This is a genomic window from Pseudomonas sp. N-137, from assembly GCF_034555295.1.
GTDB lineage: Bacteria > Pseudomonadota > Gammaproteobacteria > Pseudomonadales > Pseudomonadaceae > Aquipseudomonas > Aquipseudomonas rhizophila.
In genome coordinates this window covers 15,709-39,709 of the sequence record NZ_JAXUDQ010000015.1, presented here as the reverse complement: position 1 = coordinate 39,709, position 24,001 = coordinate 15,709, and the positions used below count along the sequence as shown (strand labels likewise).

General features: G+C 61.3%; 25 protein-coding genes. 20 read left to right on the top strand and 5 right to left on the bottom strand.

Annotated features, from left to right (window positions below; genetic code table 11):
* Nucleotides 1-24: 24 nt before the first annotated feature.
* The 7 genes from T3A99_RS13965 (at nt 25) to T3A99_RS13935 (ending at nt 6,112) form a co-directional block, all read left to right on the top strand.
* Nucleotides 25-1,098: a nitronate monooxygenase gene (locus tag T3A99_RS13965; protein ID WP_322834486.1), complete on the top strand. Its 1,074-nt coding sequence runs from the start codon at nt 25-27 to the stop codon at nt 1,096-1,098.
* A 221-nt stretch (nt 1,099-1,319) separates the two neighbouring features.
* The gene (gene modA / locus T3A99_RS13960; protein ID WP_322834485.1) at nt 1,320-2,072 is read left to right on the top strand and encodes a molybdate ABC transporter substrate-binding protein; all 753 of its coding nucleotides are present in this window, start codon (nt 1,320-1,322) and stop codon (nt 2,070-2,072) included.
* Complete coding sequence (gene modB / locus T3A99_RS13955) at nt 2,073-2,753, top strand: molybdate ABC transporter permease subunit (RefSeq protein ID WP_047227648.1); 681 nt, start codon at nt 2,073-2,075, stop codon at nt 2,751-2,753.
* 3 nt (nt 2,754-2,756) lie between these two features.
* A complete protein-coding gene (gene modC, locus T3A99_RS13950; RefSeq protein ID WP_107322756.1) occupies nt 2,757-3,836 on the top strand; it encodes a molybdenum ABC transporter ATP-binding protein in 1,080 nt (359 codons plus the stop codon).
* A gap of 232 nt (nt 3,837-4,068) precedes the next feature.
* The gene (locus tag T3A99_RS13945; RefSeq protein WP_322834484.1) at nt 4,069-5,106 is read left to right on the top strand and encodes a DNA topoisomerase IB; all 1,038 of its coding nucleotides are present in this window, start codon (nt 4,069-4,071) and stop codon (nt 5,104-5,106) included.
* 133 nt (nt 5,107-5,239) lie between these two features.
* Nucleotides 5,240-5,806: an ATP-dependent Clp protease proteolytic subunit gene (locus T3A99_RS13940; RefSeq protein WP_047227651.1), complete on the top strand. Its 567-nt coding sequence runs from the start codon at nt 5,240-5,242 to the stop codon at nt 5,804-5,806.
* Between the two features lie 126 nt (nt 5,807-5,932).
* Nucleotides 5,933-6,112, top strand: a complete 180-nt coding sequence (locus T3A99_RS13935) for a general stress protein (RefSeq protein ID WP_047227652.1) — start codon at nt 5,933-5,935, stop codon at nt 6,110-6,112.
* A 70-nt stretch (nt 6,113-6,182) separates the two neighbouring features.
* On the opposite strand, the gene T3A99_RS13930 is transcribed toward T3A99_RS13935, so the two are convergent.
* Entirely contained in the window at nt 6,183-6,716 is a 534-nt protein-coding gene (locus T3A99_RS13930) for a DUF3087 family protein (RefSeq protein WP_160892857.1), read from the bottom strand.
* A gap of 217 nt (nt 6,717-6,933) precedes the next feature.
* On the opposite strand from T3A99_RS13930, the gene ppnN reads away from it, so the two are divergent.
* Nucleotides 6,934-8,307 carry a nucleotide 5'-monophosphate nucleosidase PpnN gene (gene ppnN / locus T3A99_RS13925; RefSeq protein WP_047227654.1) on the top strand — a complete coding sequence of 458 codons (1,374 nt, stop codon included), beginning with the start codon at nt 6,934-6,936 and terminating at the stop codon, nt 8,305-8,307.
* Between the two features lie 133 nt (nt 8,308-8,440).
* Here the strand turns inward: ppnN and T3A99_RS13920 are convergent, their stop codons facing one another.
* A complete protein-coding gene (locus T3A99_RS13920; RefSeq protein WP_139050591.1) occupies nt 8,441-9,109 on the bottom strand; it encodes an HAD family hydrolase in 669 nt (222 codons plus the stop codon).
* 184 nt (nt 9,110-9,293) lie between these two features.
* Nucleotides 9,294-10,640 carry an MATE family efflux transporter gene (locus T3A99_RS13915; protein ID WP_047227656.1) on the bottom strand — a complete coding sequence of 449 codons (1,347 nt, stop codon included), beginning with the start codon at nt 10,638-10,640 and terminating at the stop codon, nt 9,294-9,296.
* Between the two features lie 301 nt (nt 10,641-10,941).
* Between T3A99_RS13915 and T3A99_RS13910 the strand changes: the two genes are divergently transcribed.
* Genes T3A99_RS13910 through T3A99_RS13870 form a run of 9 tightly spaced genes read left to right on the top strand, consistent with a single transcriptional unit; the run spans nt 10,942 to nt 19,650 of the window.
* Nucleotides 10,942-12,159 carry a methyl-accepting chemotaxis protein gene (locus tag T3A99_RS13910; protein ID WP_047227657.1) on the top strand — a complete coding sequence of 406 codons (1,218 nt, stop codon included), beginning with the start codon at nt 10,942-10,944 and terminating at the stop codon, nt 12,157-12,159.
* Nucleotides 12,160-12,170: 11 nt separating this feature from the next.
* Nucleotides 12,171-12,539, top strand: a complete 369-nt coding sequence (locus T3A99_RS13905) for a response regulator (protein WP_047227658.1) — start codon at nt 12,171-12,173, stop codon at nt 12,537-12,539.
* Nucleotides 12,540-12,554: 15 nt separating this feature from the next.
* Complete coding sequence (locus T3A99_RS13900) at nt 12,555-12,839, top strand: STAS domain-containing protein (RefSeq protein ID WP_047227659.1); 285 nt, start codon at nt 12,555-12,557, stop codon at nt 12,837-12,839.
* Between the two features lie 39 nt (nt 12,840-12,878).
* Nucleotides 12,879-14,978, top strand: a complete 2,100-nt coding sequence (locus T3A99_RS13895) for a chemotaxis protein CheA (protein WP_274091200.1) — start codon at nt 12,879-12,881, stop codon at nt 14,976-14,978.
* Nucleotides 14,979-15,011: 33 nt separating this feature from the next.
* On the top strand, nt 15,012-16,670 hold the full coding sequence (locus T3A99_RS13890) for a methyl-accepting chemotaxis protein (RefSeq protein WP_047227660.1): 1,659 nt from the start codon (nt 15,012-15,014) through the stop codon (nt 16,668-16,670).
* 40 nt (nt 16,671-16,710) lie between these two features.
* A complete protein-coding gene (locus tag T3A99_RS13885) occupies nt 16,711-17,247 on the top strand; it encodes a chemotaxis protein CheW (protein ID WP_047227661.1) in 537 nt (178 codons plus the stop codon).
* Nucleotides 17,244-18,080, top strand: coding sequence for a CheR family methyltransferase (locus T3A99_RS13880; RefSeq protein ID WP_047227662.1), 837 nt, complete (start codon nt 17,244-17,246; stop codon nt 18,078-18,080). Before T3A99_RS13885 ends, T3A99_RS13880 begins: the two co-directional genes overlap by 4 nt.
* Nucleotides 18,077-18,574 (top strand): chemoreceptor glutamine deamidase CheD, encoded by a 498-nt coding sequence (cheD, locus tag T3A99_RS13875; protein ID WP_047227663.1) that lies wholly within the window; start codon nt 18,077-18,079, stop codon nt 18,572-18,574. Before T3A99_RS13880 ends, cheD begins: the two co-directional genes overlap by 4 nt.
* A 2-nt stretch (nt 18,575-18,576) precedes the next feature.
* Nucleotides 18,577-19,650: a protein-glutamate methylesterase/protein-glutamine glutaminase gene (locus T3A99_RS13870; protein ID WP_160892863.1), complete on the top strand. Its 1,074-nt coding sequence runs from the start codon at nt 18,577-18,579 to the stop codon at nt 19,648-19,650.
* A 566-nt stretch (nt 19,651-20,216) separates the two neighbouring features.
* Here T3A99_RS13870 and T3A99_RS13865 read toward each other — a convergent pair.
* Nucleotides 20,217-21,134 carry a DMT family transporter gene (locus T3A99_RS13865; RefSeq protein WP_322834483.1) on the bottom strand — a complete coding sequence of 306 codons (918 nt, stop codon included), beginning with the start codon at nt 21,132-21,134 and terminating at the stop codon, nt 20,217-20,219.
* 111 nt (nt 21,135-21,245) lie between these two features.
* Between T3A99_RS13865 and T3A99_RS13860 the strand changes: the two genes are divergently transcribed.
* Both T3A99_RS13860 and T3A99_RS13855 read left to right on the top strand, forming a co-directional pair.
* The gene (locus T3A99_RS13860; RefSeq protein ID WP_322834482.1) at nt 21,246-22,112 is read left to right on the top strand and encodes a LysR substrate-binding domain-containing protein; all 867 of its coding nucleotides are present in this window, start codon (nt 21,246-21,248) and stop codon (nt 22,110-22,112) included.
* Nucleotides 22,113-22,275: 163 nt separating this feature from the next.
* Nucleotides 22,276-22,797: an HIT family protein gene (locus T3A99_RS13855; RefSeq protein WP_322834481.1), complete on the top strand. Its 522-nt coding sequence runs from the start codon at nt 22,276-22,278 to the stop codon at nt 22,795-22,797.
* Here the strand turns inward: T3A99_RS13855 and T3A99_RS13850 are convergent.
* Nucleotides 22,751-23,422 (bottom strand): DUF2268 domain-containing putative Zn-dependent protease, encoded by a 672-nt coding sequence (locus T3A99_RS13850; RefSeq protein ID WP_322834480.1) that lies wholly within the window; start codon nt 23,420-23,422, stop codon nt 22,751-22,753. The two genes, T3A99_RS13855 and T3A99_RS13850, sit on opposite strands and share 47 nt — an antisense overlap.
* 280 nt (nt 23,423-23,702) lie before the next feature.
* Between T3A99_RS13850 and T3A99_RS13845 the strand changes: the two genes are divergently transcribed.
* Complete coding sequence (locus T3A99_RS13845) at nt 23,703-23,975, top strand: hypothetical protein (RefSeq protein WP_047227669.1); 273 nt, start codon at nt 23,703-23,705, stop codon at nt 23,973-23,975.
* The last annotated feature ends 26 nt before the right edge of the window (nt 23,976-24,001 follow it).

Sequence of the window (24,001 nt, the reverse complement as noted above, 5' to 3'; positions counted from 1 at the left end):
TCCTCTGCCGTCGGAGACCTGTACATGAGCCAGTGGCCAGACACTCGCATTCTTGACCTGCTTGGCATCGAGCTACCCATCATCCAGGGGCCGATGGCCGGAGTGACGGGGCCGGCCATGGTGATCGCCGCCTGCAATGTCGGCGGGCTGGGTTCGATGCCGGCGGCGATGCTGGATGTCGAGCAATTGCGCCAAGCGCTGACGACGATCAGCGAACAGACCGACAAGCCGTTCAACGTGAATTTTTTCTGTCACCAGCCACCCGTGCTCGACGAGCCGCGCGCCGAGGCCTGGAAGCAGCACCTCAAGCCCTACTACGAAGAACTGGGCGCTGACTTCGACGCGCCGACGCCGGTGTCCAACCGCACGCCGTTCGATGATGCAGCCTGCCGGGTGCTGGAGCAGATGCGTCCTGCAGTGGTCAGCTTCCACTTCGGCCTGCCGGAGAAGTCCCTGCTGGATCGGGTGAAAGCCACCGGCGCTAAAGTCCTGTCGTCGGCCACCACCGTCGAGGAAGCCATCTGGCTGGAACAGCACGGTTGTGACGCGATCATCGCCATGGGCTATGAAGCCGGCGGCCATCGCGGGATGTTCCTCAGCGACGACCTCAACACCCAGGTCGGCCTGTTTGCCTTGCTGCCCCAGGTGGTGGATGCGGTGAGCGTGCCGGTGATCGCTGCGGGCGGTATTGGCGATGCGCGGGGTATCGTCGCAGCGTTTGCTCTGGGCGCATCGGCGGTGCAACTGGGCAGCGCCTATCTGTTCACCCCCGAGGCGAAGATCAGCGCGGCCCATCACCGGGCGCTGCGCACGGCCAAGGAAAGCCAAACCGCAGTCACCAACCTGTTCACCGGCCGCCCGGCCCGGGGCATCGTCAACCGGGTGATGCGCGAGATCGGGCCGATGAGTCCGATAGCGCCGGCATTCCCCCTGGCTGGCGGTGCGTTGCTGCCGTTGCGCGCCAAGGATGAAGAAGACTTCAGCAACCTGTGGGCCGGCCAGGCGTTCCCCATGGGTCGGGAGCTGTCGACCGCGGAGCTGACCCGACAACTGGCCCAGGAGGCCCTGGCCCAACTGAACGGCCGTGGGCGGTCCTGACGGTCGTCATCGTCTGTTGGAACGCCATCGCGAGCAGGCTCGCTCCCACAGGGGATCGGTGGTGAACACAACATCTGGGCACACCACTGGACCTGTGGGAGCGGGCTTGCTCGCGATGGCGGCCGCCCTCTCACACCAACGTCCGCAAAATGCCGCGTTCCGTTTATCGGCCATTCGCTATATATTTCCGTATATAGCGAAACCGACCTTTCGGAGCCTTTATGCACCTCACCCGCTTCGCGCCGTTGCTGCTGACTACACTCTTTTGCGTTGGCGCCGTCCAGGCCGATGAGGTGCAGGTGGCCGTGGCGTCCAATTTCACCGCACCGGTCCAGGCCATCGCCGCCGGCTTCGAGAAAGACACTGGCCACAAGCTGGTGGCGGCCTATGGCGCGACCGGGCAGTTCTACACCCAGATCAAGAACGGCGCCCCGTTCGAAGTCTTCCTCGCCGCCGACGACACCACCCCGGCCAGGCTCGAAAGCGAAGGCGACACCGTCAAGGGTTCGCGCTTCACCTATGCGGTCGGCACGCTGGCGCTGTGGTCGGCCAAGGACGGTTATGTCGACAGCCAGGGCCAGGTGCTCAAGGACAACGGCTTCCAGCACCTGTCCATCGCCAACCCGAAAACCGCGCCCTACGGTTTGGCCGCCACCCAGGTGCTGGACAAACTGGGGTTGTCCGGGCAAGTCAAAGGCAAGCTCGTCGAAGGCCAGAACATCACCCAGGCTTATCAGTTCGTTTCTACCGGCAACGCAGAACTCGGCTTCGTGGCCTTGTCCCAGGTGTACAAGGACGGCAAGGTGGCCAGCGGTTCGGCATGGATCGTCCCCGCCGAGCTGCATGACCCGATCAAACAGGACGCGGTGATCCTCAACAAAGGGCGAAACAACGCCGCCGCCTCGGCGTTCATGGATTACCTCAGAGGCCCGAAAGCCACCGCCATCATCCAAGCCTACGGTTATCAACGCTAAATGCCACTGACCAGTGCCGACTACGCCGCCATTTGGCTGACCCTGAAACTGGCCTCGCTGACCACAGTGATCCTGCTGCTGATCGGCACGCCCATCGCCCTGTGGCTGTCACGTACCCAGTCCTGGCTACGCGGGCCGGTGGGCGCGGTGGTGGCCCTGCCATTGGTGCTGCCACCCACGGTGATCGGCTTTTACCTGTTGCTCGCCCTGGGCCCCAACGGCTGGATCGGTCAATTCACCCAGGCCGTCGGGCTGGGCACCCTCACCTTCAGTTTCACCGGGCTGGTGATCGGCTCGGTGATCTACTCCATGCCGTTTGTGGTGCAGCCATTGCAGAACGCATTCTCCGCTATCGGCAGTCGTCCCCTGGAAGTGGCGGCCACTTTGCGGGCCGGTCCCTGGGATACGTTTTTCAGTGTCATCCTGCCCTTGGCCCGCCCCGGTTTCATCACTGCGGCAATCCTCGGCTTTGCCCACACCGTCGGCGAATTCGGCGTGGTGCTGATGATCGGCGGCAACATCCCCGAAAAGACCCGCGTGGTGTCGGTGCAGATCTACGACCATGTCGAAGCCCTGGAGTACGCCCAGGCTCATTGGCTGGCGGCGGCAATGCTGGTGTTTTCATTTCTTGTGCTGCTGGCGTTGTATTCCAGCCGCCGAACCCGGGCCGGCTGGAGCTGATCGATGATTCAAGCGCGTTTTCAGCTCGACCATGGAGACTTCTCCCTGGACCTGGATGTGCAACTGCCGGGCCGTGGCGTGACCGCGCTGTACGGCCAGTCCGGTTCCGGCAAGACCACCTGCCTGCGCTGCATCGCCGGGCTGGAACGGCCGACCCGGGGTTTCATCGAGGTCAACGGCGAAGTCTGGCAGGACAGCGAGCGCGGGGTGTTCGTGCCGCCCCATCAACGGGCGCTGGGGTACGTGTTCCAGGAGGCGAGCCTGTTCGCGCATCTGTCCGTGCAGGCTAATCTGGCGTTCGGCCTCAAGCGCATCGCACCGGCGCAACGACGGGTGGACATGGACCAGGCCACCGAACTGCTGGGCATTGGTCACTTGCTCGATCGACAGCCACACAACCTGTCCGGCGGTGAACGCCAGCGGGTCGGCATCGCCCGAGCCCTGTTGACCAGCCCGCGACTGCTGCTGATGGACGAGCCCCTGGCCGCCCTGGATACTCGGCGCAAGAACGAAATCCTGCCTTACCTGCAACGCCTGCACGATGAGCTGGACATCCCAGTGCTGTACGTCAGCCACTCGCAGGACGAAGTGGCGCGCCTGGCCGACCACATCGTGTTGCTGGAGGCCGGTCGCGTGCTGGCCAGCGGGCCGATTGGCGAAACACTGGCGCGACTCGACCTGCCACTGGCATTGGGCGATGACGCGGGCGTGGTGGTCCAGGGCAAGGTCAGCGGTTATGACGCAGCCTATCAACTGCTGTCCCTGACACTGCCCGACAGCCTCTTGAACGTGCGTGTCGCCCACACGCCTCTGGCCGTCGGACAGCCGTTGCGCTTCAAGGTCCAGGCCCGTGACGTCAGCCTCAGCCTGGCGAACGATGCCCAGACCAGCATCCTCAACCGTTTGCCCGTTACCGTGGTCAGCGAACTGGCCGCCGACAACGCCGCCCATGTGTTGATTCGGCTGGAGGCTGCTGGCACGCCGCTGTTGGCGCGCATCACCCGTTACTCCCGCGATCAGCTGAAGCTTCATCCGGGGCAGTTGCTGTGGGCGCAGATCAAGGCGGTGGCGGTGTTGGCGTAGGGTATCGCCCCAGACAAATCCCTTGTGGAAGCGGGCTTGCTCGCGATCGCGGTGGTTCAGTCAACATGGGTGTGAACTGATCTGACGCTATCGCGAGCAGGCTCGCTCCCACAGGTCTGGCGGTCCAACCCTGATTCGTGGGTGTTGCGGGCCACCTCAGAAACTTGGCACGACCACAATGGGCTGCGGTCAATCGATCACAGGCCCCGGATTTGCTGCCAAGGATTCTTTCATGCCCGACACCCTGCCGCCGGATGCGCTGCCGGCCGATCTGCATTATGTCGATGACACCGCCCCTGGTATCTCCCGCAAAAAGTTGCGGGGCAAGTTCTGCTATTTCGATCCTCAGGGCCAGCGGATCACCGATGCGGCCGAAATCCAGCGCATCAACGCCTTGGCCGTACCGCCGGCCTACACCGATGTATGGATCTGCACCGACCCGCGCGGCCATCTCCAGGCCACCGGTCGGGACGCTCGTGGGCGTAAGCAGTACCGCTATCACCCGCGCTGGCGGGAAGTGCGCGATGCCGACAAATACTCCCGAATGCTGGAGTTCGGCCGTACCCTGCCGCGCTTGCGCAAACGCCTGGAGCAGATCCTGGCCACGCCCGGATTCAGCCGCGACAAGGTCATGGCCACGGTTATCACGTTGCTGGACATCACCCTGATCCGGGTCGGCAACACCCAGTATGCCCGGGACAACCGCTCCTACGGCCTGACCACCCTGCGCAGCAAGCATGTGGAGGTCAACGGCAGCGCAATTGCCTTCCAATTCCGTGGCAAGAGCGGCGTCGAACACCAGATCACCGTGAAAGACCGGCGTCTGGCGCGGATCATCAAGCGTTGCCAGGAGATTCCAGGGCAGAACCTGTTCCAGTACCTGGACGACAACGGCGAACGCCACTCCGTCAGCTCGTCCGATATCAACGCCTACCTCAAGAGCCTCACCGGCGCGGACTTCACCGCCAAGGACTACCGCACCTGGGCCGGCAGCGCGGCGGCTCTGGCGGGGCTGCGACTGCTGTGCTGGGAAACCGAGAGCGAGGCAAAAAAACACCTCGCCGAGATGGTCAGGCAGGTTGCCCGGCAACTGGGCAATACCCCCTCCGTCTGTCGTAAATGCTACATCCATCCCGCCGTGGTGGAGGGTTTCCTGCTGGGTTCGCTGAGGGAGCTGCCCAACCCCCGGGTCCGCAAAGGCCTCAGCGAGGAGGAAGCCGCGCTGGCGATGTTCCTGCAACGCATGGCCCAAACTGCCGAAGCGTGCTGAACCCGGCGAACCACACCTGCGCGAACGCCAACATCCGGCCTCAGACGAGGAACATCCGCGCACCTGCGAACTCCCAACTGTACGGCGCCACCACTGCGCAGACCGTTCAACGGGAAGTCGACAGGAGTTTGAAATGTCCGAACACATTGTCCATTTTCATTGCCAGATCGATCAGGGAACGACCGAGCGCTTCCGGGACAACTGCCTGGATGCCATTGAAAAAGGCGCCGACTCACTGATGCTCAATCTCTCGACGATCGGTGGCAGTACCAACTTCGGCTTTACCCTCTACACCTTCATCAAATCCCTTCCGGTGCCGGTGCGTGCCGTGAATGCCGGCAATATCGAGTCCATGGGCATCATCATGTACTTGGCCGCCAGCGACCGCACCACCACGCCTCACTCGCGTTTTCTGATTCACCCGATGAACTGGTATTTCGGCCAGAAGTCGGTGGATCACTCGCGTTTGCGGGAATACCTGTCCAGCCTGGACAACGACGTGGCGCGGTACGTGGAAATCTACGTCAAGGAAACCGCCGGCGCCGCCACTCAGTTGGACATTTTCAAATGTCTTTGCGCCGAAGAACGGGTCATCCCGGCCGAAAACTCTTTGGCCTTCGGCATCGCGCACCGGGTCGAGCAAGTGGTTTTCCCGGTGGATGCCAAGCATTGGAAAATCAGTGGTGGCGAGGACCAGTGACCCCGTGCGGTCAGTGCGTGCCGTTCGTCATCTGACGAAGTGTTTTCATTAAACTTTTGCCGGCCATTTCCTTTCACAAATTATGCGAGGCTCGTTGCTCGCGTAACCAAAATGAGGATGCTCGAAATGGCCAGTAGTGGAAACAAAAACCAAGGCAACTTCGCAAATGATCGGGAAAAAGCATCGGAAGCCGGCAAGAAAGGCGGCCATGCGTCGGGCGGTAACGTTGCAAGTGATCGTCAGAAAGGCACTGAGGCGGGCCGCAAAGGAACTGACCGCAACCAAGGCGCGGGCAGAAAATCGTAACCTGGAAAATCGCTGGGGCGCACGCCTGCTGCGCTCCGGCGCTTAATCTGTCATTGCCCTGAGGCGTCGATCAGCGTCCGCTATAAGCCTTTTTCACCATGTCGATCCAGATCGGGTCCAGCCGAGCTTGCTCGCTGTCGAGATTGAGCGCCTGCATCCTTGTCAGATGCTCATCAGCCTCTCGGGCGAGTGAGCCCTGGGCGCTGGAGTTGGCGTCCAGTTGATGCATCTGCGTCAATCCCAGATGATAAAACCGTAGCAGCTTCATGGCCGCCACGTCCTGGGCCTGCACACCGGCCTTCACCTGGTGCATCACATTGGTGATGCTCATCAGGCTGCGCTTGAGCTGCCAGCCGTACACCGCCGCGGCCATCCACGGCTGCGACCAGAAATACAGACGCATCAAGGCGACCATCACCAACACCGCGGCAATCACCCCGCCGAGATTGAAGCGAAAATTATCCCCCCCGGGTGTGCCGAACAGCATCACCGAAAGGCTGGACAACAGCATCGCCAGTGCCAGGAACGTCACGGCGACGATGAGGGTACTGCGTCGGGTCTGGCGTCGGTAGACTTCGGCGTCCCACGGCTTGAGCTCGAACATCGCGGTGCAATTTCCTTGTGCGGGGTAAAAAAAGTCCCGCATTATCGCCTGCCCGGTGGATTTAGCTATGCTGGAGCTCATTTTGTGTTGCAACCGACCCGAAGGATCCGGATCAAAGTCCATGGCGATACCGCAAGGATCGTGCGATCTTTCTGCGTGGACGTTTTTTTCAAGATGCCGTCGTTGTGAGTACGGCATCGTTTTCAAGGAAAGCTGAATGAATCAAAGACATGTAATCAACGCCTCGGTCAGCCCGAAGGGCAGCCTGGAGACTTTGTCCCAGCGCGAAGTCCAGCAACTGAGTGAAGCCGGTTCCGGCAGTATCTATACCCTCTTCCGCCAGTGCGCCCTGGCCATTCTCAACACCGGCGCCCATGTCGATAACGCCAAGACCATCCTGGAAGCCTACAAAGACTTCGAGATCCGTATTCACCAGCAAGACCGCGGCGTACGCCTGGAACTGCTGAACGCCCCGGCCGACGCCTTCGTCGATGGCGAAATGATCGCCAGCACCCGCGAGATGCTGTTCAGCGCCCTGCGCGACATCGTCTACACCGAGAACGAACTGGACAGCCAGCGCATCGACCTCAGCTCCTCCCAGGGCATCAGCGACTACGTCTTCCACCTGCTGCGCAACGCCCGCACATTGCGCCCTGGGGTGGAGCCAAAAATCGTCGTGTGCTGGGGCGGCCACTCGATCAACACCGAAGAATACAAATACACCAAGAAAGTCGGCCACGAACTGGGCCTGCGCAGCCTGGACATCTGCACCGGCTGCGGCCCGGGCGTGATGAAAGGCCCGATGAAAGGCGCCACCATCGCCCACGCCAAACAGCGTATCCACGGCGGCCGTTACCTGGGGCTGACGGAGCCTGGCATCATCGCCGCCGAAGCGCCGAACCCGATCGTCAATGAGCTGGTGATCCTGCCGGACATCGAGAAGCGCCTGGAAGCTTTCGTGCGCGTGGGCCACGGCATCATCATCTTCCCGGGCGGCGCCGGTACGGCGGAAGAGTTCCTCTACTTGCTGGGTATCCTGATGCACCCGGCCAACCAGGACCTGCCCTTCCCGGTTGTTCTGACCGGGCCCAAGAGCGCCGCGCCGTACCTTGATCAACTGCATGCCTTTGTCGGTGCGACCCTGGGCGAGGCTGCGCAGAAGCACTACCAGATCATCATCGACGACCCGGCCGAAGTGGCTCGGCAGATGACCCAAGGGCTCAAGGCGGTCAAACAGTTCCGCCGCGAACGCAACGACGCTTTCCACTTCAACTGGTTGCTGAAAATCGACGAAGGCTTCCAGCGCCCGTTCGACCCGACCCACGCCAACATGGCCAGCCTGGGCCTGAGGCGCGACCTGCCCGCCCACGAACTGGCCGCCAACTTGCGCCGGGCGTTCTCGGGGATCGTGGCCGGTAACGTCAAGGACAAGGGTATCCGCCTGATCGAAGAACACGGTCCTTACGAGATCCACGGCGATGCCGCCATCATGGAACCCCTCGACCGGCTGCTCCAGGCCTTCGTCGCCCAGCACCGCATGAAACTGCCGGGCGGCGCGGCGTATGAACCGTGCTATCGCGTGGTGACCTGACCGGTTCAACGATCACCACAGATCCAACTGTGGGAGCGAGCCTGCTCGCGATGGCGGCGGATCAGATTGCATCAATGCTGAATGTGCCGACGCTATCGCGAGCAGGCTCGCTCCCACAGGGGGTCTGCTGCGATCACAGCGTCGGGTTCAGTCGCATCCGTCCGGCCTCATCCACCTCAAGGCCAAGCCCACGGTAATCCTTGATCAGCGGATGGGGGGTGGCCACCGGATGCGTATGCGTCGCCGTCACCACCCACACATCCGCTCCCGCCGCCTCGCCGGCCTTGATACCCGCTTCGGCATCCTCGAACACCAGGCAGTCCTGGGGGGCGACTTGCAAGCGCTCCGCTGCCAGTCGATAACAGGCCGGATTGGGTTTGCCGTCGCTCACATCCTCGGCGGTGACCATCACCGCCGGACGTGGAATGCCGGCCGCTTCCATGCGCCGCAAGGCCAGCGCCATGGGCGCCGAGGTGACGATGGCCCACTGCAGGGGCGGCAGGCTGTTGAGAAATGCTGCAGCACCGGGCACCGGCACCACACCTTCCACGTCTTCGATTTCCTCGCGGGTAATCTGCTCGGCCTCGGCCAGGGCATCTACCCCTGGCAGGCGCTGGCGGGCAATGGTGTCGATGGCGCGCACGCCGTGGATGGTCGGCAGAAAGCTCGCCACCTCCACACCGTGACGAAGGGCCCAGCGCGTCCAGATCCGCTCGGCCGCGGCGATGGAATTGAGCAGCGTGCCGTCCATGTCGAAGAGGAAGGCGCGATAGGAAACACTGGAGGGCGGGCGGGCAGACATCGAAATCCTCGGTGATGGCGGTAGGAGAATGCCGGCCACTGTAACATCGCCAGGCACCGAATCCCTGTGGGAGCGAGCCTGCTCGCGATGGCGGTGAGTCAGCGCGCATCGATGCCGAATGTGCCGACGCTATCGCGAGCAGGCTCGCTCCCACAGGTTTTTTGTTGTGTCAGAAAGCGCAGAGCTACACCAACCGCTCAATCCGCTGATGCTGCCAGACCATCTTGTAGTACAGGGTCTGCAACACCAGCATGCTCAAGTAAGCCACCGGAAACGCCATCCATACCCCTTGCAGGCCGAACTGCGCGTCCAGCAGGTAGGCCACTGGCAGCTGAACGCCGACGATGCAGAAGATCGAAATCGCCACCGGCATCAGCACCGTGCCGCTGGCGCGCATGATGCCGCCGACCACCGCCTGGAAGCCGAAGACCAGCAGGCTCCAGAGCATGATGTGCAGCAGATGTTCGGCCTGGATTCGCGCCGCCGGGTCGGTGATGAACAGCCCCAGCAGCCAGTGAGACAACAGATATCCCAAGACCACCAGCCCACCGGTGAGCCAGACGTTGATCAACAGGCCGGTGCGCAGGATCGGCCCCAGACGCTCCAGACGCCCGGCACCGATGGCCTGGGCGCCGAGGATCGAGGCGGTGATGGCAATCGACAACGCCGGGAACTGCACGTAATTGACGATCTGCGTCACCGCGCCATAGGCGGCCGTGGCCTGGGACCCGTGGCCATTGACCAGCGCCAGGATCACCAGCTCCGACAGTGAGATCACCACCATCTGCAACCCCGTGGGCAGGCCGATGCGCAGCACCTTGCCGAGGATGTCCATGTCCAGGCGCATCGCCGCGAACAACGCCCGGTCCGGCGCCAGGGCGTGCTCGCGACGGTTCAGGCGCCACGCGAGCATGACCATGGCCGACGCCGTACCCACCAGCCCCGCCAGCGCCGCGCTCTCGATGCCCATCTGCGGCAGCCCCAGCCAGCCGCGAATCAGCGCCGGCGTCAGCAGCAGCCCGACGCTGGTGGACACCAGCAAGGCCAGCATGGGCGACAGCGTATCGCTCACCCCGCGCAGCAACTGGGTAAACACCACGAACACCAGCAGTATCGGCAGGATCCACATCATCACCCGGGCATAGGACACCGCGTCCTCCAGCACATCGGCCGGCGTCCCCAGCCCCTGCAGCGCCTGGCGCGCGAACACGGTGCCGAGCACCGCCGCCACCAGCCCGATGATCGCCGCCAGCAATAACGTGGTACCGGCAATCGCCTTCACCGTGCCGGTTTCCCCGGCGCCGTAAGCCTGCCCGATCAACACCCCTGCTCCCGCGCCCAGGCCAATCACCAGCGCGATAAAGAAAAACAGGATGGGAAACATGCCTGATACCGCCGCCAATGCCTGGGTGCCGAGCATCTGGCCGATGTAGATGCTATTGAGCGTGCCGGACATCGATTGCAGGAAATTGGACAGGACCATGGGGGCCAGGAACAGAAGGTAGATTTTCCAGAGAGGCTGGGTGGGCATGAGGGCTCGTGATGGCAGGTTCAAAATCCGATGCGGGGTAATTTAGCTTATTCCCGGATGGTGGTGAGGGAATCTGTGGGAGCAAGGCGCAAGGGGTTGTGGGCGACTCATCTGTTCGTCAGGGCGCCTCGACATTTCAGCGACTGCGTCTAATCTCAGATAGCACAGTGCCACTCACTGGGCAGGTCAACGCCCTCGGCCATGCAGGAATCGGACGACCGGTCTTAAAGTCCGGGGTGGGGTCGCAGATAACCAGTTATTCGTAAATAACCTGTTAGCAACACTGTTCAAGGACCGAACCATGACGTCGTATTCACACGGTCATTCCCATTCCCAAACTCCGCCGCGCATCCTTTGGTCCAGCTTGTTTGTGGCCCTGATCGCGAGCGTCGGCCTGTTGGTTCTCAACGGCCCAAGTACACAAAACCTGGGGTTGTGTGCCGTGCTCCTGGCCATTGGCGCCGGGGTCGGCGTGTGGGCTGCCCGCGCCCAGCACCAGCAGATCGACAGAGCCGTCGCCGCCGCCATTGCCCATCACGCGCTACACGCCGCCGACCACTTGAACCATAAGGCCAGCGCGCAACTCAACGAAGTCATCCTCGGTGCCATGCCGATCTGGGCCAAGCAGGTGGAAAGCTCCCGGCAGCAGACCGAAACCGCGATCGTCTCGCTGACCAATCGCTTCACCGGCATCTCTTCACGCCTGGAAGATACCGTGCAAGCTTCGCAACTGGCCGCCGGTGAGCTGGCCGGCAACAGCAGTGGCGGCGCCGTGCAGGTGCTGGCCCAAAGCGAAGGTGAGCTGGTCCAGGTCATCGACTCCCTGAAAGCCACCCAGGCCAGCCGCGATGAAACCCTGGCCCAGGTGCGTAACCTCACCGCCTACACCGGCGAGCTGCGAACCATGGCCGCCGATGTCGCGGCCATTGCCGCGCAAACCAACTTGCTGGCCCTCAACGCCGCCATCGAAGCCGCCCGTGCGGGCGAAGCCGGGCGCGGTTTTGCGGTGGTGGCCGACGCCGTGCGCAGCCTGTCGAGCAAGTCCAGCGAGACTGGCCAGCAGATGTCGGCCAAGGTCGACATCATCAATAGCGCCATCACTCAACTGGTCCAGGCCGCCTCCAGCGGCGCGGATCAGGACAGCCAGTCGGTCAGCGTCTCCGAGGACAGCATCCAGCGCGTGCTGGAACGCTTCAAGAGCGTCACCGGGCGGCTGGCCGAATCGGCCGACCTGCTGCAGCAGGAAAGCTTCGGTATTCGCGACGAGCTCACCGAAGTGCTGGTCAACCTGCAATTCCAGGATCGGGTCAGCCAGATTCTCAGCCACGTGCGCGACAACATCGAGGACCTGCATGTGCATATGCAGCAGGCCAGTCAGTCGCCCGACCAGGCCGTTTCCATCGATGCCCGCCAATGGCTGGCGCGCATGGAAACCACTTACGCCACCGAAGAACAACGCCGCAACCACCACGGCGAATCGGGCGCGCAACAGAATTCACAGGAAATAACCTTCTTCTAGGAGAGCCGTTCATGGCTAAAAGTGTATTGGTTGTCGACGACTCCGCGAGCGTCCGGCAGGTCGTCGGCATCGCGTTGAAAAGTGCCGGCTACGACGTGATCGAGGCCAGCGATGGCAAGGATGCACTGGGCAAGCTCAATGGCCAGAAGGTGCACCTGATCATCAGTGACGTGAACATGCCGAACATGGACGGCATCACCTTCGTCAAGGAGGTCAAGAAGCTGGCCAGCTACAAGTTCACGCCGATCATCATGCTCACCACCGAATCCCAGGAGTCGAAAAAACTCGAGGGCCAGGCGGCGGGTGCCAAGGCCTGGGTGGTCAAGCCGTTCCAGCCGGCGCAGATGCTGGCGGCGGTGTCCAAGCTGATTCTTCCTTGATTCGCGGAGAGTGAAATGCCCTTGCTGTACGAAACACAGGACGACACCGCGCAGGTGCAGATCGACGGAGAGCTGACGATCTACACCGCCGCCGACCTCGCCGCGCAGTTGCTGCCGCGCCTGGGGGCGACGCCGCGCATGGCGCTGGATCTGTCGCAGATCACGGAAATGGACGGCGCCGGCCTGCAACTGCTGATGATGGTCCAGCGCGAGGCTCCCAAGGCCGGTACCCGCCTGGAGATAACGGGCCACAGCAAGGCCGTCACGGAAACACTCGCCCTGTGCAACCTGGTTGTATAGAGACCTCGCAACACGTCGGACACGACAAAGGATATGAGCGTGAGCATCAATCTCGATCAGGCACAACAAACGTTCATCGTCGAGGCACGGGAACAGTTGCAGGCGATGGAAGAGTCCCTGCTGCAACTGGAAAGCGACCCGGGCGACGATGATGCTATCGGCGCGATCTTCCGGGCGGCCCATACGATCAAGGGCTCGGCCGGGCTGTTCGGCCTGGAACCCATCGTCAGTTTCACCCACATCGTCGAAGACGTACTCGATCGGTTGCGCAATGGCAGCGTCGAAGTGGACGCCGGCCTGATCGCCGTGCTGCTCAAGTCCAGTGATCACATGCTGGAGCTGATCAATGTGGTGGCCAACCAGGGCGCGAAACTGGCGCCCCCGGCCCTGGCCCGGGAAATGGAGCTGTGCCAGATCCTTCAGGAATATCAGGCGCCCTCGCCTGCCGAAGCCCCGAAGCCCGCCGAAGCAAGCGACACACAAGCGCCCACCGAAACGCGCCTCTGGCATATTGCCCTGCGTTTTGGCCCGGAGGTGTTCCGCAACGGCATGGACCCGCTGTCATTTCTGCGTTACCTGCAAACCCTCGGTGAGATCATCCACATCACCACGCTGACCGACGTAATGCCCTCGGCCGAAACCTGGGATGCCGAGTCCTGCTACCTGGGGTTCGACATTGAGTTCAGTTCGGCTGCCGGCCACGGGGCGATCAACGAAGTCTTCGATTTCGTGCGCGAAGATTGCCAGATCCAGATCGTCGCCATTGATGACCCCGTGCCGCAGACGAACACCGGGCTGGTTGCCACCACTCAAGAGCAGGCTGACCCCAACACGGCAATGGTCACCACCGGCGAACTGATGCCGGACCAGCGTTCGGCTGCGCGCATGCCCGCTCAGGTCACGCCCGACAAGCAACCGGCAACCAGCGACGGCAAGGCCAAGGACGGCGCCTATGTGCGGGTCAACGCCGACAAGCTCGACGAGTTGATCAACCTGGTGGGCGAGCTGGTCATCGCCAGCGCCGGCGCCAGCCTGCTGGCCCGCCACTGCAACGACGACTCGTTGCAAGAGTCAACTTCAACGGTGTCCGGCCTGGTGGAAGAAATTCTCGACGGCGCCTTGCGTCTGCGCATGATCCCCATCGGTGAAACCTTCAACCGGTTCCGCCGGGTGGTGCGCGATGTCAGCCAGGAACTGGGCAAGGACATTGACCTGATTATCAGCGGTGCGGAGACCGAGCTGGATAAAACCGTGGTGGAAAAAATCGGTGACCCGCTCATGCACCTGTTGCGCAACGCCATGGACCACGGCATCGAAACCGCCGAGGCGCGGCTGGCGGCCGGTAAACCGGCCAAAGGCCATCTGCACCTCAATGCCTATCACGACTCAGGCAGCATCGTGCTGGAAATCGCCGACGACGGCGCCGGCCTGAACCGTGACCGAATCCTGGAAAAAGCCCAGGAACGCGGCCTGGTTGCCCTTGGCGCCAGCCCCACCGACCAGGAAATCTACAACCTGATCTTCGAGCCGGGTTTCTCCACCGCCCAGGCCGTCACCAACCTTTCCGGGCGTGGCGTCGGCATGGATGTGGTCAAGCGCAACATTACCCTGCTGCGCGGCACTGTCGACCTGGACAGCCAACCGGGCCAGGGCACCGTGGTGCGCATCCGCCTGCCGCTGACGCTGGCGATCATCAATGGCTTTCTGGTGGGCATCGGCCAGTCCACGTACGTCATTCCCCTGGACATGGTTCAGGAATGCATCGAGCTGAGCGAGGACGACGGGGTTTGCAGCCGCGAACAAGGCTACCTCGACCTGCGCGGAGAAGTGCTGCCGCTGGTGTACCTGCGCGATCACTTCAACCACGAAGGCCCGGCCTCGCGCCGGCAGAACGTGGTGGTGGTGCGCTACGCCGAACTCAAGGCCGGGCTGGTGGTGGATGACCTGCTCGGTGAATTCCAGACCGTGATCAAACCCCTGGGCAAGTTGTTCGGCGCGCTGCGCGGCATCAGCGGCTCGACGATCCTGGGCAGCGGCGCTGTGGCGTTGATTCTCGACGTGCCGGCGCTGCTCACGCAGATCGCCCAAATAGACAACCGCTACACCTCGACTCAATCACAACAAGCCACTGCTCGCTGACGCTTTAGCAATTCCATGGAGAGGTACTTCCCAATGAAATGGTTCTACGATCTTAGAATCGCCACCAAACTGATCACCTCGTTTCTGGTGGTGCTCGCGTTGACCGCCGTCATGGGGGTGTTCTCGATTATCCAACTCAACGAGGTCAACGGCACAACCATCGAGATCCGCGAAAACTGGATGACTTCGATGCGCGCCGCCTCGGGCATGCGCTTCTACGCGGCGAACTATCGCCTCAAGGAAAATCGCCACATTTCCGCTGACTCCGAGCAGGAGCGCACGGCCATCGAAAAAGAAGCGGACGAAGCCAAGCAGGGTTTCGAAACGCGTCTGGCGACCTATGAAAAACTGCTGTCCAGTGCCGAAGATCGCCAGCTGTTCGACACTGCCCGCAGCGACTGGGCCGCGTACCTGGCCGTTAGCAAAGACCTGTTCGCACTGTCCCGACAAAATTTGCTCAACGAAGCCCAGACGTTGCTCAAGGGCGAATCCAAACGTCATTTCGACCTGGTGACCGCCGACCTGCAGAAACTGGTTGAGCTCAATGCCGCCGGGGCCGACGTGGCCAGCGCCCATGGTACGGAACTGTATGAGAATGCGCGTCTGTCGATCATCGCCGTGCTGGTTGCCGCCCTGCTGGTGGGCCTGGGCCTGGCACTGTTCATTTCGCGGATCATTTCCCGCCCCCTGAAACAGGCGGCCTTGGTTGCCGAGCAACTGGCCGAAGGCAACCTGAACGCGAAAATCGAAAGCGGCTCCAAGGACGAAACCGGCATGGTGCTCAACGCCATGCAAAACATGGTGGGCAAGCTGTCCCATATCATCGGTGAAGTGCGCAACGCCGCCGACAACCTGGCCAGCGCCTCCGAAGAAGTCAGCGCCACCGCGCAATCCATGAGCCAGGCCACCAGCGAGCAGGCGGCCAGCGTCGAAGAAACCAGCGCCTCCATCGAACAGATGAGCGCCAGCATCAACCAGAACACCGAAAACGCCAAGGTCACCGACGGCATGGCCAGCAAGGCCGCCAAGGAAGCCACCGACGGCGGTGAATCGGTGCAGCAGACCGTGGTGGCGATGAAGAAAATCGCCCAACGCATCAGCATCATCGATGACATCGCCTACCAGACCAACCTGCTGGCGCTCAACGCTGCAATCGAAGCGGCCCGCGCCGGTGAGCATGGCAAAGGCTTCGCGGTCGTCGCCGCCGAGGTGCGCAAACTGGCTGAACGCAGCCAGGTGGCGGCCCAGGAGATCGGCGAGCTGTCGTCCAGCAGCGTCGACATGGCTGAGAAAGCCGGGCACCTGCTGAACGAAATGGTCCCGTCCATCAACAAGACCTCGGACCTGGTGCAGGAAATCAGCGCCGCTTCCGAAGAACAGGCCGCCGGCGTGGCGCAGATCAACACAGCCATGACCCAGCTCAACCAGGTGACCCAGCAGAATGCTTCCAGCAGCGAAGAATTGGCCGCCACCGCAGAAGAAATGAGCAGCCAGGCCGAACAGCTGCAACAGGCCATGAGCTTCTTCACCCTGGACGCGCCGGCCAAATCGGCCAGCCAGCCACTGAAGGTGGACAACACGCCCGGCCCGTCCAGTCGCAAGACAGCCCGTGCGCCCGCGGCGGTGATGCCCAAGGCATTTGCCTACAACATGGCCAGCGCGCCAGACGAATCCGAATTCACCCGGTTCTGACGGTCCGGCCCTACGGGCTTCGCTTAAAAGGAGAAAAGGCATGGGCGCCATCGCGACCACACGTCAAGCCGCCATCGCGGTTGAGGAAGAAGCGCAATACCTGACGTTTATGCTCGGCACGGAGATGTTTGCCATCGGCATCCTGTGCATCAAAGAAATCATCGAGTACGGCAACCTGACGGTGGTGCCGATGATGCCGGCCTTCGTACGCGGGGTGATCAACCTGCGCGGCGCGGTCGTGCCGGTGGTGGACCTGTCGGCCCGGTTCGGCCGACAGAACTCGGCGATCACCCGGCGTTCGTGCGTGGTGATCATCGAGGCCAACACCGAGGACGGCCCCGCCCAGGACATCGGCCTGCTGGTGGACACGGTGTCGGCGGTGCTGGAGATCCCGGCTTCGCAGATCGAACCGCCACCGAGTTTCGGGGCGAAGATCCGCGCCGATTTCATCAGCGGCATGGCCAAGGTCGACGGCAAGTTCGTGATCGTACTGGAGGTGGACCGAGTGCTGTCCATCGATGAAATGTCGCAGCTGGCCCAGGCCAGCCCTGCCGCGCTGGAAGCTGAAAACCAATGAACGCAGACACCTGCAAGGAACGCACTGTGAACTCATTGGCGCTCAATGACCGTGAGTTCAGCCAGTTTCAAGCCTGGCTGTATCAAGCCGCGGGCATCAACCTGTCACCGGCCAAGAAGGCCCTGGTGGCCGGGCGGTTGTTCAAGCGCCTCAAGCACTATGAACTGGGCAGTTACGGCGAGTATTTCAAGCTGATCATGAGCGGCCAGCGCACCGAGGAATTGCAGGTGGCGCTGGACCTGCTCACCACCAACGAAACCTACTTTTTCCGCGAGCCCAAGCACTTCGATTTCCTGCGCGAACATGTGCTGCCCCATGCAACGCCGGGTAAAACCTTCCGCCTGTGGAGCGCCGCCAGTTCCTCGGGTGAAGAGCCCTACAGCCTGGCCATGACCCTGGCCGAAGGACTGGGCACCACACCTTGGGAAATCATCGGTTCAGACATCAGCAGCCAGGTACTGGCCAAGGCCCGTTCCGGACATTACCCCATGGAACGCGCCCGTACCCTGCCCCAACCGTTGCTGGTGAAATATTGCCTGAAGGGCACCGGCAGCCAGCAAGGCACATTCCTCATCGACCGGGCGTTGCGCAGCCGGGTCAACTTCATCCAGGTCAACCTCAACGACACCTTGCCGGAGCTGGGCGAGTTCGATGTCATCTTCCTGCGCAACGTCATGATCTATTTCGACCAACCCACCAAAAGCAAAGTGGTCGCCAGGTTGCTCCCGCGGCTCAAGTCCGGCGGGTATTTCATCGTGAGCCACTCCGAAAGCCTCAACGGCGTATCCGATGCGTTGAAACTGGTGGCACCTTCGATTTATCGCAAGCCATGAGCGCCGCGCTCAAGCAAATGCCCGAGGTGTATCTGGCGCCCGGCGAGTTTCGTTTCGCCACCAGCCCGACTCGCCTGCGCACCATTCTCGGCTCTTGCGTGGCCGTCACCCTGTGGCATCCGGAGCGCAAGATCGGCGGCATGTGCCATTACATGTTGCCCAGCCGGGCGCGCTGCTCCACGGCGCTGAACGGCATGTACGCCGACGAAGCCATCGAACTGTTCGTCCGCCAGGCAAAGGCCCATCGCACCGAACCCGAGGATTACCAGCTCAAGCTGTTCGGCGGCGGCGAAATGTTCCCGGAGCTGCAACGCCAGGTGCCGTTCGGCGACGTGGCGCGGATGAACGTCAACGCAGCGCTGGAAATGGCCGCGCTGTACCGCCTGGACCTGATCGCCCAGGACATGGGCAGCACGGGCTACCGAAGCATCATCTTTGACCTGTGCAGCGGCGACGTGTGGGTCAGGCATCAACCGATAAGGACCCGGCATTAACCATGTCAAAAAAGATAAATGTACTGCTGGTGGATGACTCTGCCGTGGTTCGCCAGGTACTGCTGGCGATCCTCAGCGACACGCCGGACATTCATGTGATGGGTGCGGCGTCCGATCCGATTTTCGCCATGGACAAACTGGCCCGGGAGTGGCCCGACGTAATCGTGCTGGATGTGGAGATGCCGCGCATGGACGGCATCACCTTCTTGAAGAAAATCATGAGCGAGCGTCCCACGCCGGTGGTGATCTGCTCGTCCCTGACGCCCAGGGGCGCCGAAACCACCTTGCAAGCCATGGCCGCCGGCGCGGTGGAAATCATCACCAAGCCCACCAGCGGCTTGAAGAATTTCCTGCTGGAGTCGGCACCGGAGTTGATATCAGCCATCCGCGCCGCCGCCCAGGTCAACGTCAAAAACCTGGGCAAACGCCCTGCCCCAGCGCCGCTGACCCCAGCCACCAAACTCACCGCCGACGCCATGCTGCCGGCCGCCAACGGCCATGCCATGGCCCAGACCACCGAACGCATCGTCGCCCTCGGCACGTCCACCGGCGGCACCCAGGCCCTGGAAGCGGTGCTGACCGCCTTGCCACGGGTGTGCCCAGGGATCGTCATCGTCCAGCACATGCCGGAAAAATTCACCGCCTCGTTTGCCGCCCGACTCAACAGCCTGTGCCAGATCGAAGTACGCGAAGCCCGCAACAACGACCGCATCCACCCAGGCCTGGCCCTCATCGCCCCAGGCGGCAAACACATGATGGTGACACGCAGCGGCGCGTTCTATCACGTACAAGTGGTGGATGGCCCCCTGGTCAACCGCCACCGCCCATCGGTGGACGTGCTGTTTCGCTCAGTGGCCAAATTCGCCGGCCGCAACGCCACCGGCATCATCATGACCGGCATGGGCGATGACGGCGCCCGCGGCCTGAAAGAAATGCTCGACGCCGGCAGCAGCACCGTGGCCCAGGACGAAGCCAGCTGCGTGGTCTTCGGCATGCCCAAGGAAGCGATCAAACTCAACGCCGCACAGCGGGTGATGGGGTTGCAGGAGATTGCGCAGGTGATTTTGCATCGGTAGGCGCTGAGAACTGCTCCCCGATCCACACAGAACTCATTGTGGGAGCAAGGCTTGCCCGCGATGCAGGCGATGCAATCTTTCAGCAACCGAGGCGCCTGCTTCGCGAGCAAGCTTTGCTCCCACAACGGGGATAAATCCCCTCGCCACAAAAAGCGACCGGGTTTGCTTCAGTATTCCGCTGAAGCATTCCTTTGCTACAGGACCACCTTGTCTGCGGGCTTGTGTCTACACCGGCGAAATCGTCGCCAGCACGCCAATCAAAAGGGTCAGTGCCAAAAAACCACCCAAAAAAATCGCCATCTTCGTCATGAGCACTCCTGGAGCAGAAAACTGCGCTACACGGGCGGTTTGATAGGCAAACCGCCTGGCTATTCTGAGGTGGGAACTGGGTTGATTACAGCGGCAGCTTTAACAGAAAAATACGGATCAGACGAAACGCGTAGAACCGTGCCTCACGACCGTTGTGAAGTCAGCCGACGACTCTCGTTTTCGCCATGGCAACGGTTCGTCAGGCTGGAGTTGCCTTTCGCAACCCTCCGACGTCATTGCCTACAACCACTACAGAATCAGCTGGCATTTGCCCCCTTCACCGGCTCAAGATTCAACGCCAGCACGCTCGTCAACACGATAACCGCCCCAACCACCACCATCACTGACGGGCGCTCGGCCAGCACCAAAGAAGCCATCAACATCGCGGTGGGCGGTATCAGGTAAAGCGCCATGGAGGCGCGGCTTACATTGCTATGCGCCAGCACGTAAGCCCATGCGAGGTACGCCAGCGCGCTGGGAAAAATACCCAATATCAGCACCGCCAGGTTCACCGAAACAGAAGCGTGTTGTGCTTCAATTAGCAGGCCCGGCGCGAAAATAAATAGCAGGACTGTGCCCGACCAGACGGTGTAGCAAACCATGGTCAATCCATCGTATCGATAGGCATGACGTTTCTGGAGAGAGAAATACAGACTCCAGGACAGCGCCGCCAGCAGGATCAATAGTCCATGGGCGTTCATATCACCCAAGCCACGATCCCCCGCCACGACCACGGCAGCGCCAAACAAGCCGCACACTACGCACCCCCACTGCCAACCACTGACTCTGTCCTTGAAGAAAAAATGTGCGAGTAAAGCGCTGAACAAAGGCGTGGACTGGGCGAGCACACTGGCGGCCCCGGCACTGACACCACGCTGACCGTAATTGAGCGCAATGTGGTGCAAGCTCACAGCGAAGAAACCCAGCACCGCCAGCAATGGCAGGTCCCTGAGACGCGGCCGGGAAATACCCTTGACCATCGCGACCAGGGCCATGAACACCGAAGCGATGAGAAACCGCATCAGCGCCAAGTGACCCGGATCGTAAGCCTGCAAGCCGATGCGAATGCCAATCGGAGAATAGGCCCAGCAAAAAATCACGAACATCGTCGCGAGGATAATTCTCGCACCGGGTTTGCTGGAGGAACCGTCGAACGACACACAACGCGTTTCCATTTAGAAGTCCCTGCCCCATTGAGCGTCTGCCGATTTGCCTCGAAGTATCGAAACCACCTCACATCAGCACAAGTGACTTAAACTCAACCTACTATTCACTTTGGGTGAGCTATGGAACTGTCCCAACTGCGCATGCTCAAGACGGTCTGCGACACCGGCAGCATCGCCCGTGCCGCTGAAGTGCTGCACTGTGTGCCGTCCAACATCACCGCACGCCTCAAATCCTTGGAGCGGGAGCTCGGCACGCCGTTGTTCTTCCGCGAAGGTCGCGGACTGCGAGTCAGCCCGGCGGGTGAAGTGTTTGTGGGGTACGCGACAAAAATACTGAACCTGACAGAAGAAGCCCGCCGCGCAATAGCCCCTGACAGCACGCCGAGCGGCCCGTTGCGCATTGGCGCGATCGAGTCCAGCGCCACGGGGCGTCTGCCCCAGTTGCTGGCCAAATACCACGCGCAGTACCCGCAAGTATCCCTGGAACTGAGCACGGGCACCTGGGCTCAGCTGCTGGACGATGTCCAGCATCACCGGCTCGATGGCGTAATCGTAGCGGTGGACATGGAGCGACCTGGACTCAAGCGAGCCGTGATGTACCGCGAAGACCTGGTGCTCATCGCCTCCGAGTCTCACGGCCCACTGCGCAGCGCGGCAGATTTGCGAGGCAAAGCGATCTTCATGTGGCCCACGGGCTGTCCGTACCGCTTGGCGCTGGAGCAATGGCTGCTACGCCATGAGCAAACGCAGCCGATCATCAGCATCGCCAGCTACGGCGCCATCGTCGGCTGCGTCAGTGCAGGTGCAGGGGTCTCGCTGGTGCCTCGGGGGATCTATGAGCAATACCGCCAGGGGGCGGGTTGGACGGGGTATGAATTTCCCGAGCTGGCGGGGATCGATAACCTTTTTTATTGGCATGAAAACGCCGGTCGGTATCCTGCCAGGGAGGCGTTTTTGGCGATGCTGCAAACGGAGTTCGAAGGCTAGCTGCACCGCTCTTCCATTGTGGGGAGGAGATTTAGCGAAACGTCGTACCGCACCGCTGGGCGGCGAAGCAGTCCCAAGAATGTTGTAGGTGATCGACTGGTAAACCGAGATGTAAGCTTTAGTCGCATGTAAGCCCAAACCGAACGATGACAGGGAGTTTATTTTGGAATTAGCACCACGATTCGCCCTCCATGAAACCACCCATTGGATCGTCAACCACCACTTGGCATCCGCCCTGCCCGGCTACCTCATGCTCGGTTCCAAGGTTCACGTAAACTCATTGGCACAATTGCCGGACGCGGCGCTCGCAGAGCTGGGTGGTCTGATGGCAAACATCCAGCGCACTCTCGAAACACAACTGAACCCAAAATGGCTTTATATCAGCCGATTCGGCCACGATTACCGCTACCCCATCCACTTCCATTTCATCCCGGTTTACGACTGGGTCGAGGAACTGTTTTGGAAAGATGCGCGGTACAGGCTGCTGGAGACGTTTGGGACACTAGAGAACGCCCAGACGTTGACCGATGGCGCAGAGCTGACGTTATTCATTTGGCGTGAATTCGGCGAAAGCCCTACACCTCCGGCAATCCAAGGGCCTTCGATCAGCAAGGTAATTGAACGGTTGCGGGAGGCGTTCAAGACTCGGCCGACACCAAACCTTCCTCCAGCGCAATGGCCATGATGTCTGCTGCTGGTACGTTGACCCAGGTTGAAACATCAACCTCCCCCCGCGACGCAAGCCAGCGTCCGGCCATTTGATAACCCAACGCGTAACCGAGCCATTTGGGCTTGTCGCCGAAACCAAAGAACCACTCGTTGTGATCGTAATACCTTGATTCGAGAGCCTGGAGTCCGACCGGTGAGTTTGAAAGATCAGCCAACGCTATGGCACGTTCCCAAGGCTCCGGATCGCTACCGAGCAAATGCCGAACAAATTGACCGGCAAGCCCTTCGCTGACCAGAGCCTCGCCCAAAGTCCAACCATAGCCAGGACCGCCCATGCGCAGGCAATGATGAACCTCATGAATAACATGTCGACGCAACGCGCCGGTGCATAGGCTGGAAAGGAAATTGGGATTATCGGGATCAAGGGTCATGGAAAACATGGAACTGCGATACGCCCGCCCTACCAGACCCATTTCCGGAATGGTTTCGCCCGGTAGCCTCTGAATCAGAACATCGAGCCTCGGCGGGGGCATCAGGCGAGCAACGGCCTCGTACGCGGCATCAAATTCGTCAGTCAACTCGCGGCGAAACTCGGCCAGGCTCCCAGAGGCTTCCAGCCAGTGCAGCGTCCATTTCTCCATAACCCTCTCCTTTAATCACAGTACTGGCTCGATAGATCCATGCAGCTCGCGACAGTAAATTTCCCTAGGGCAGCTGTCCAGTGTCGACAGATTCGATCGCCCCTCTGTCTGTAGGCCCTCTCTGGCAAAAAACTATCGCGATTCCTACAAAGCTCTCGGACCCCAGTGCCTTGTCCGTCGAGCGCAGGGAAACCTATAGTCATCCCGTCGCCCCAGAATGGCGATCAGGTTTGGCGACCTGTGAATCGGATCAGCCCTTTAACCTGATCGGAGCAATCCCGTGCAAAGATACATCCCCATTACCGGCATCGACTGCACGCCTGCCTCTCTACTCATCGATACTCAAGCCCCGCTGGACGTCTTGCACGCAACCGCTGATTACCGCATCCGTGTGGTGACTCAAGTACTGGAAAACATCGCGTTCCGATCCGAGATCGCCAGCGACACAGTGGTGCTTTCGGACTTGGCGCAACTTTTGGTAATTCCGTTGCGTGATGGGTGTGATTTGCTGGAAGTGATTGGTCGACGGCTTCAGGCGCAGGTTGAACATTGACAGAGTTTCGGGCGCTTAAAGCGCCC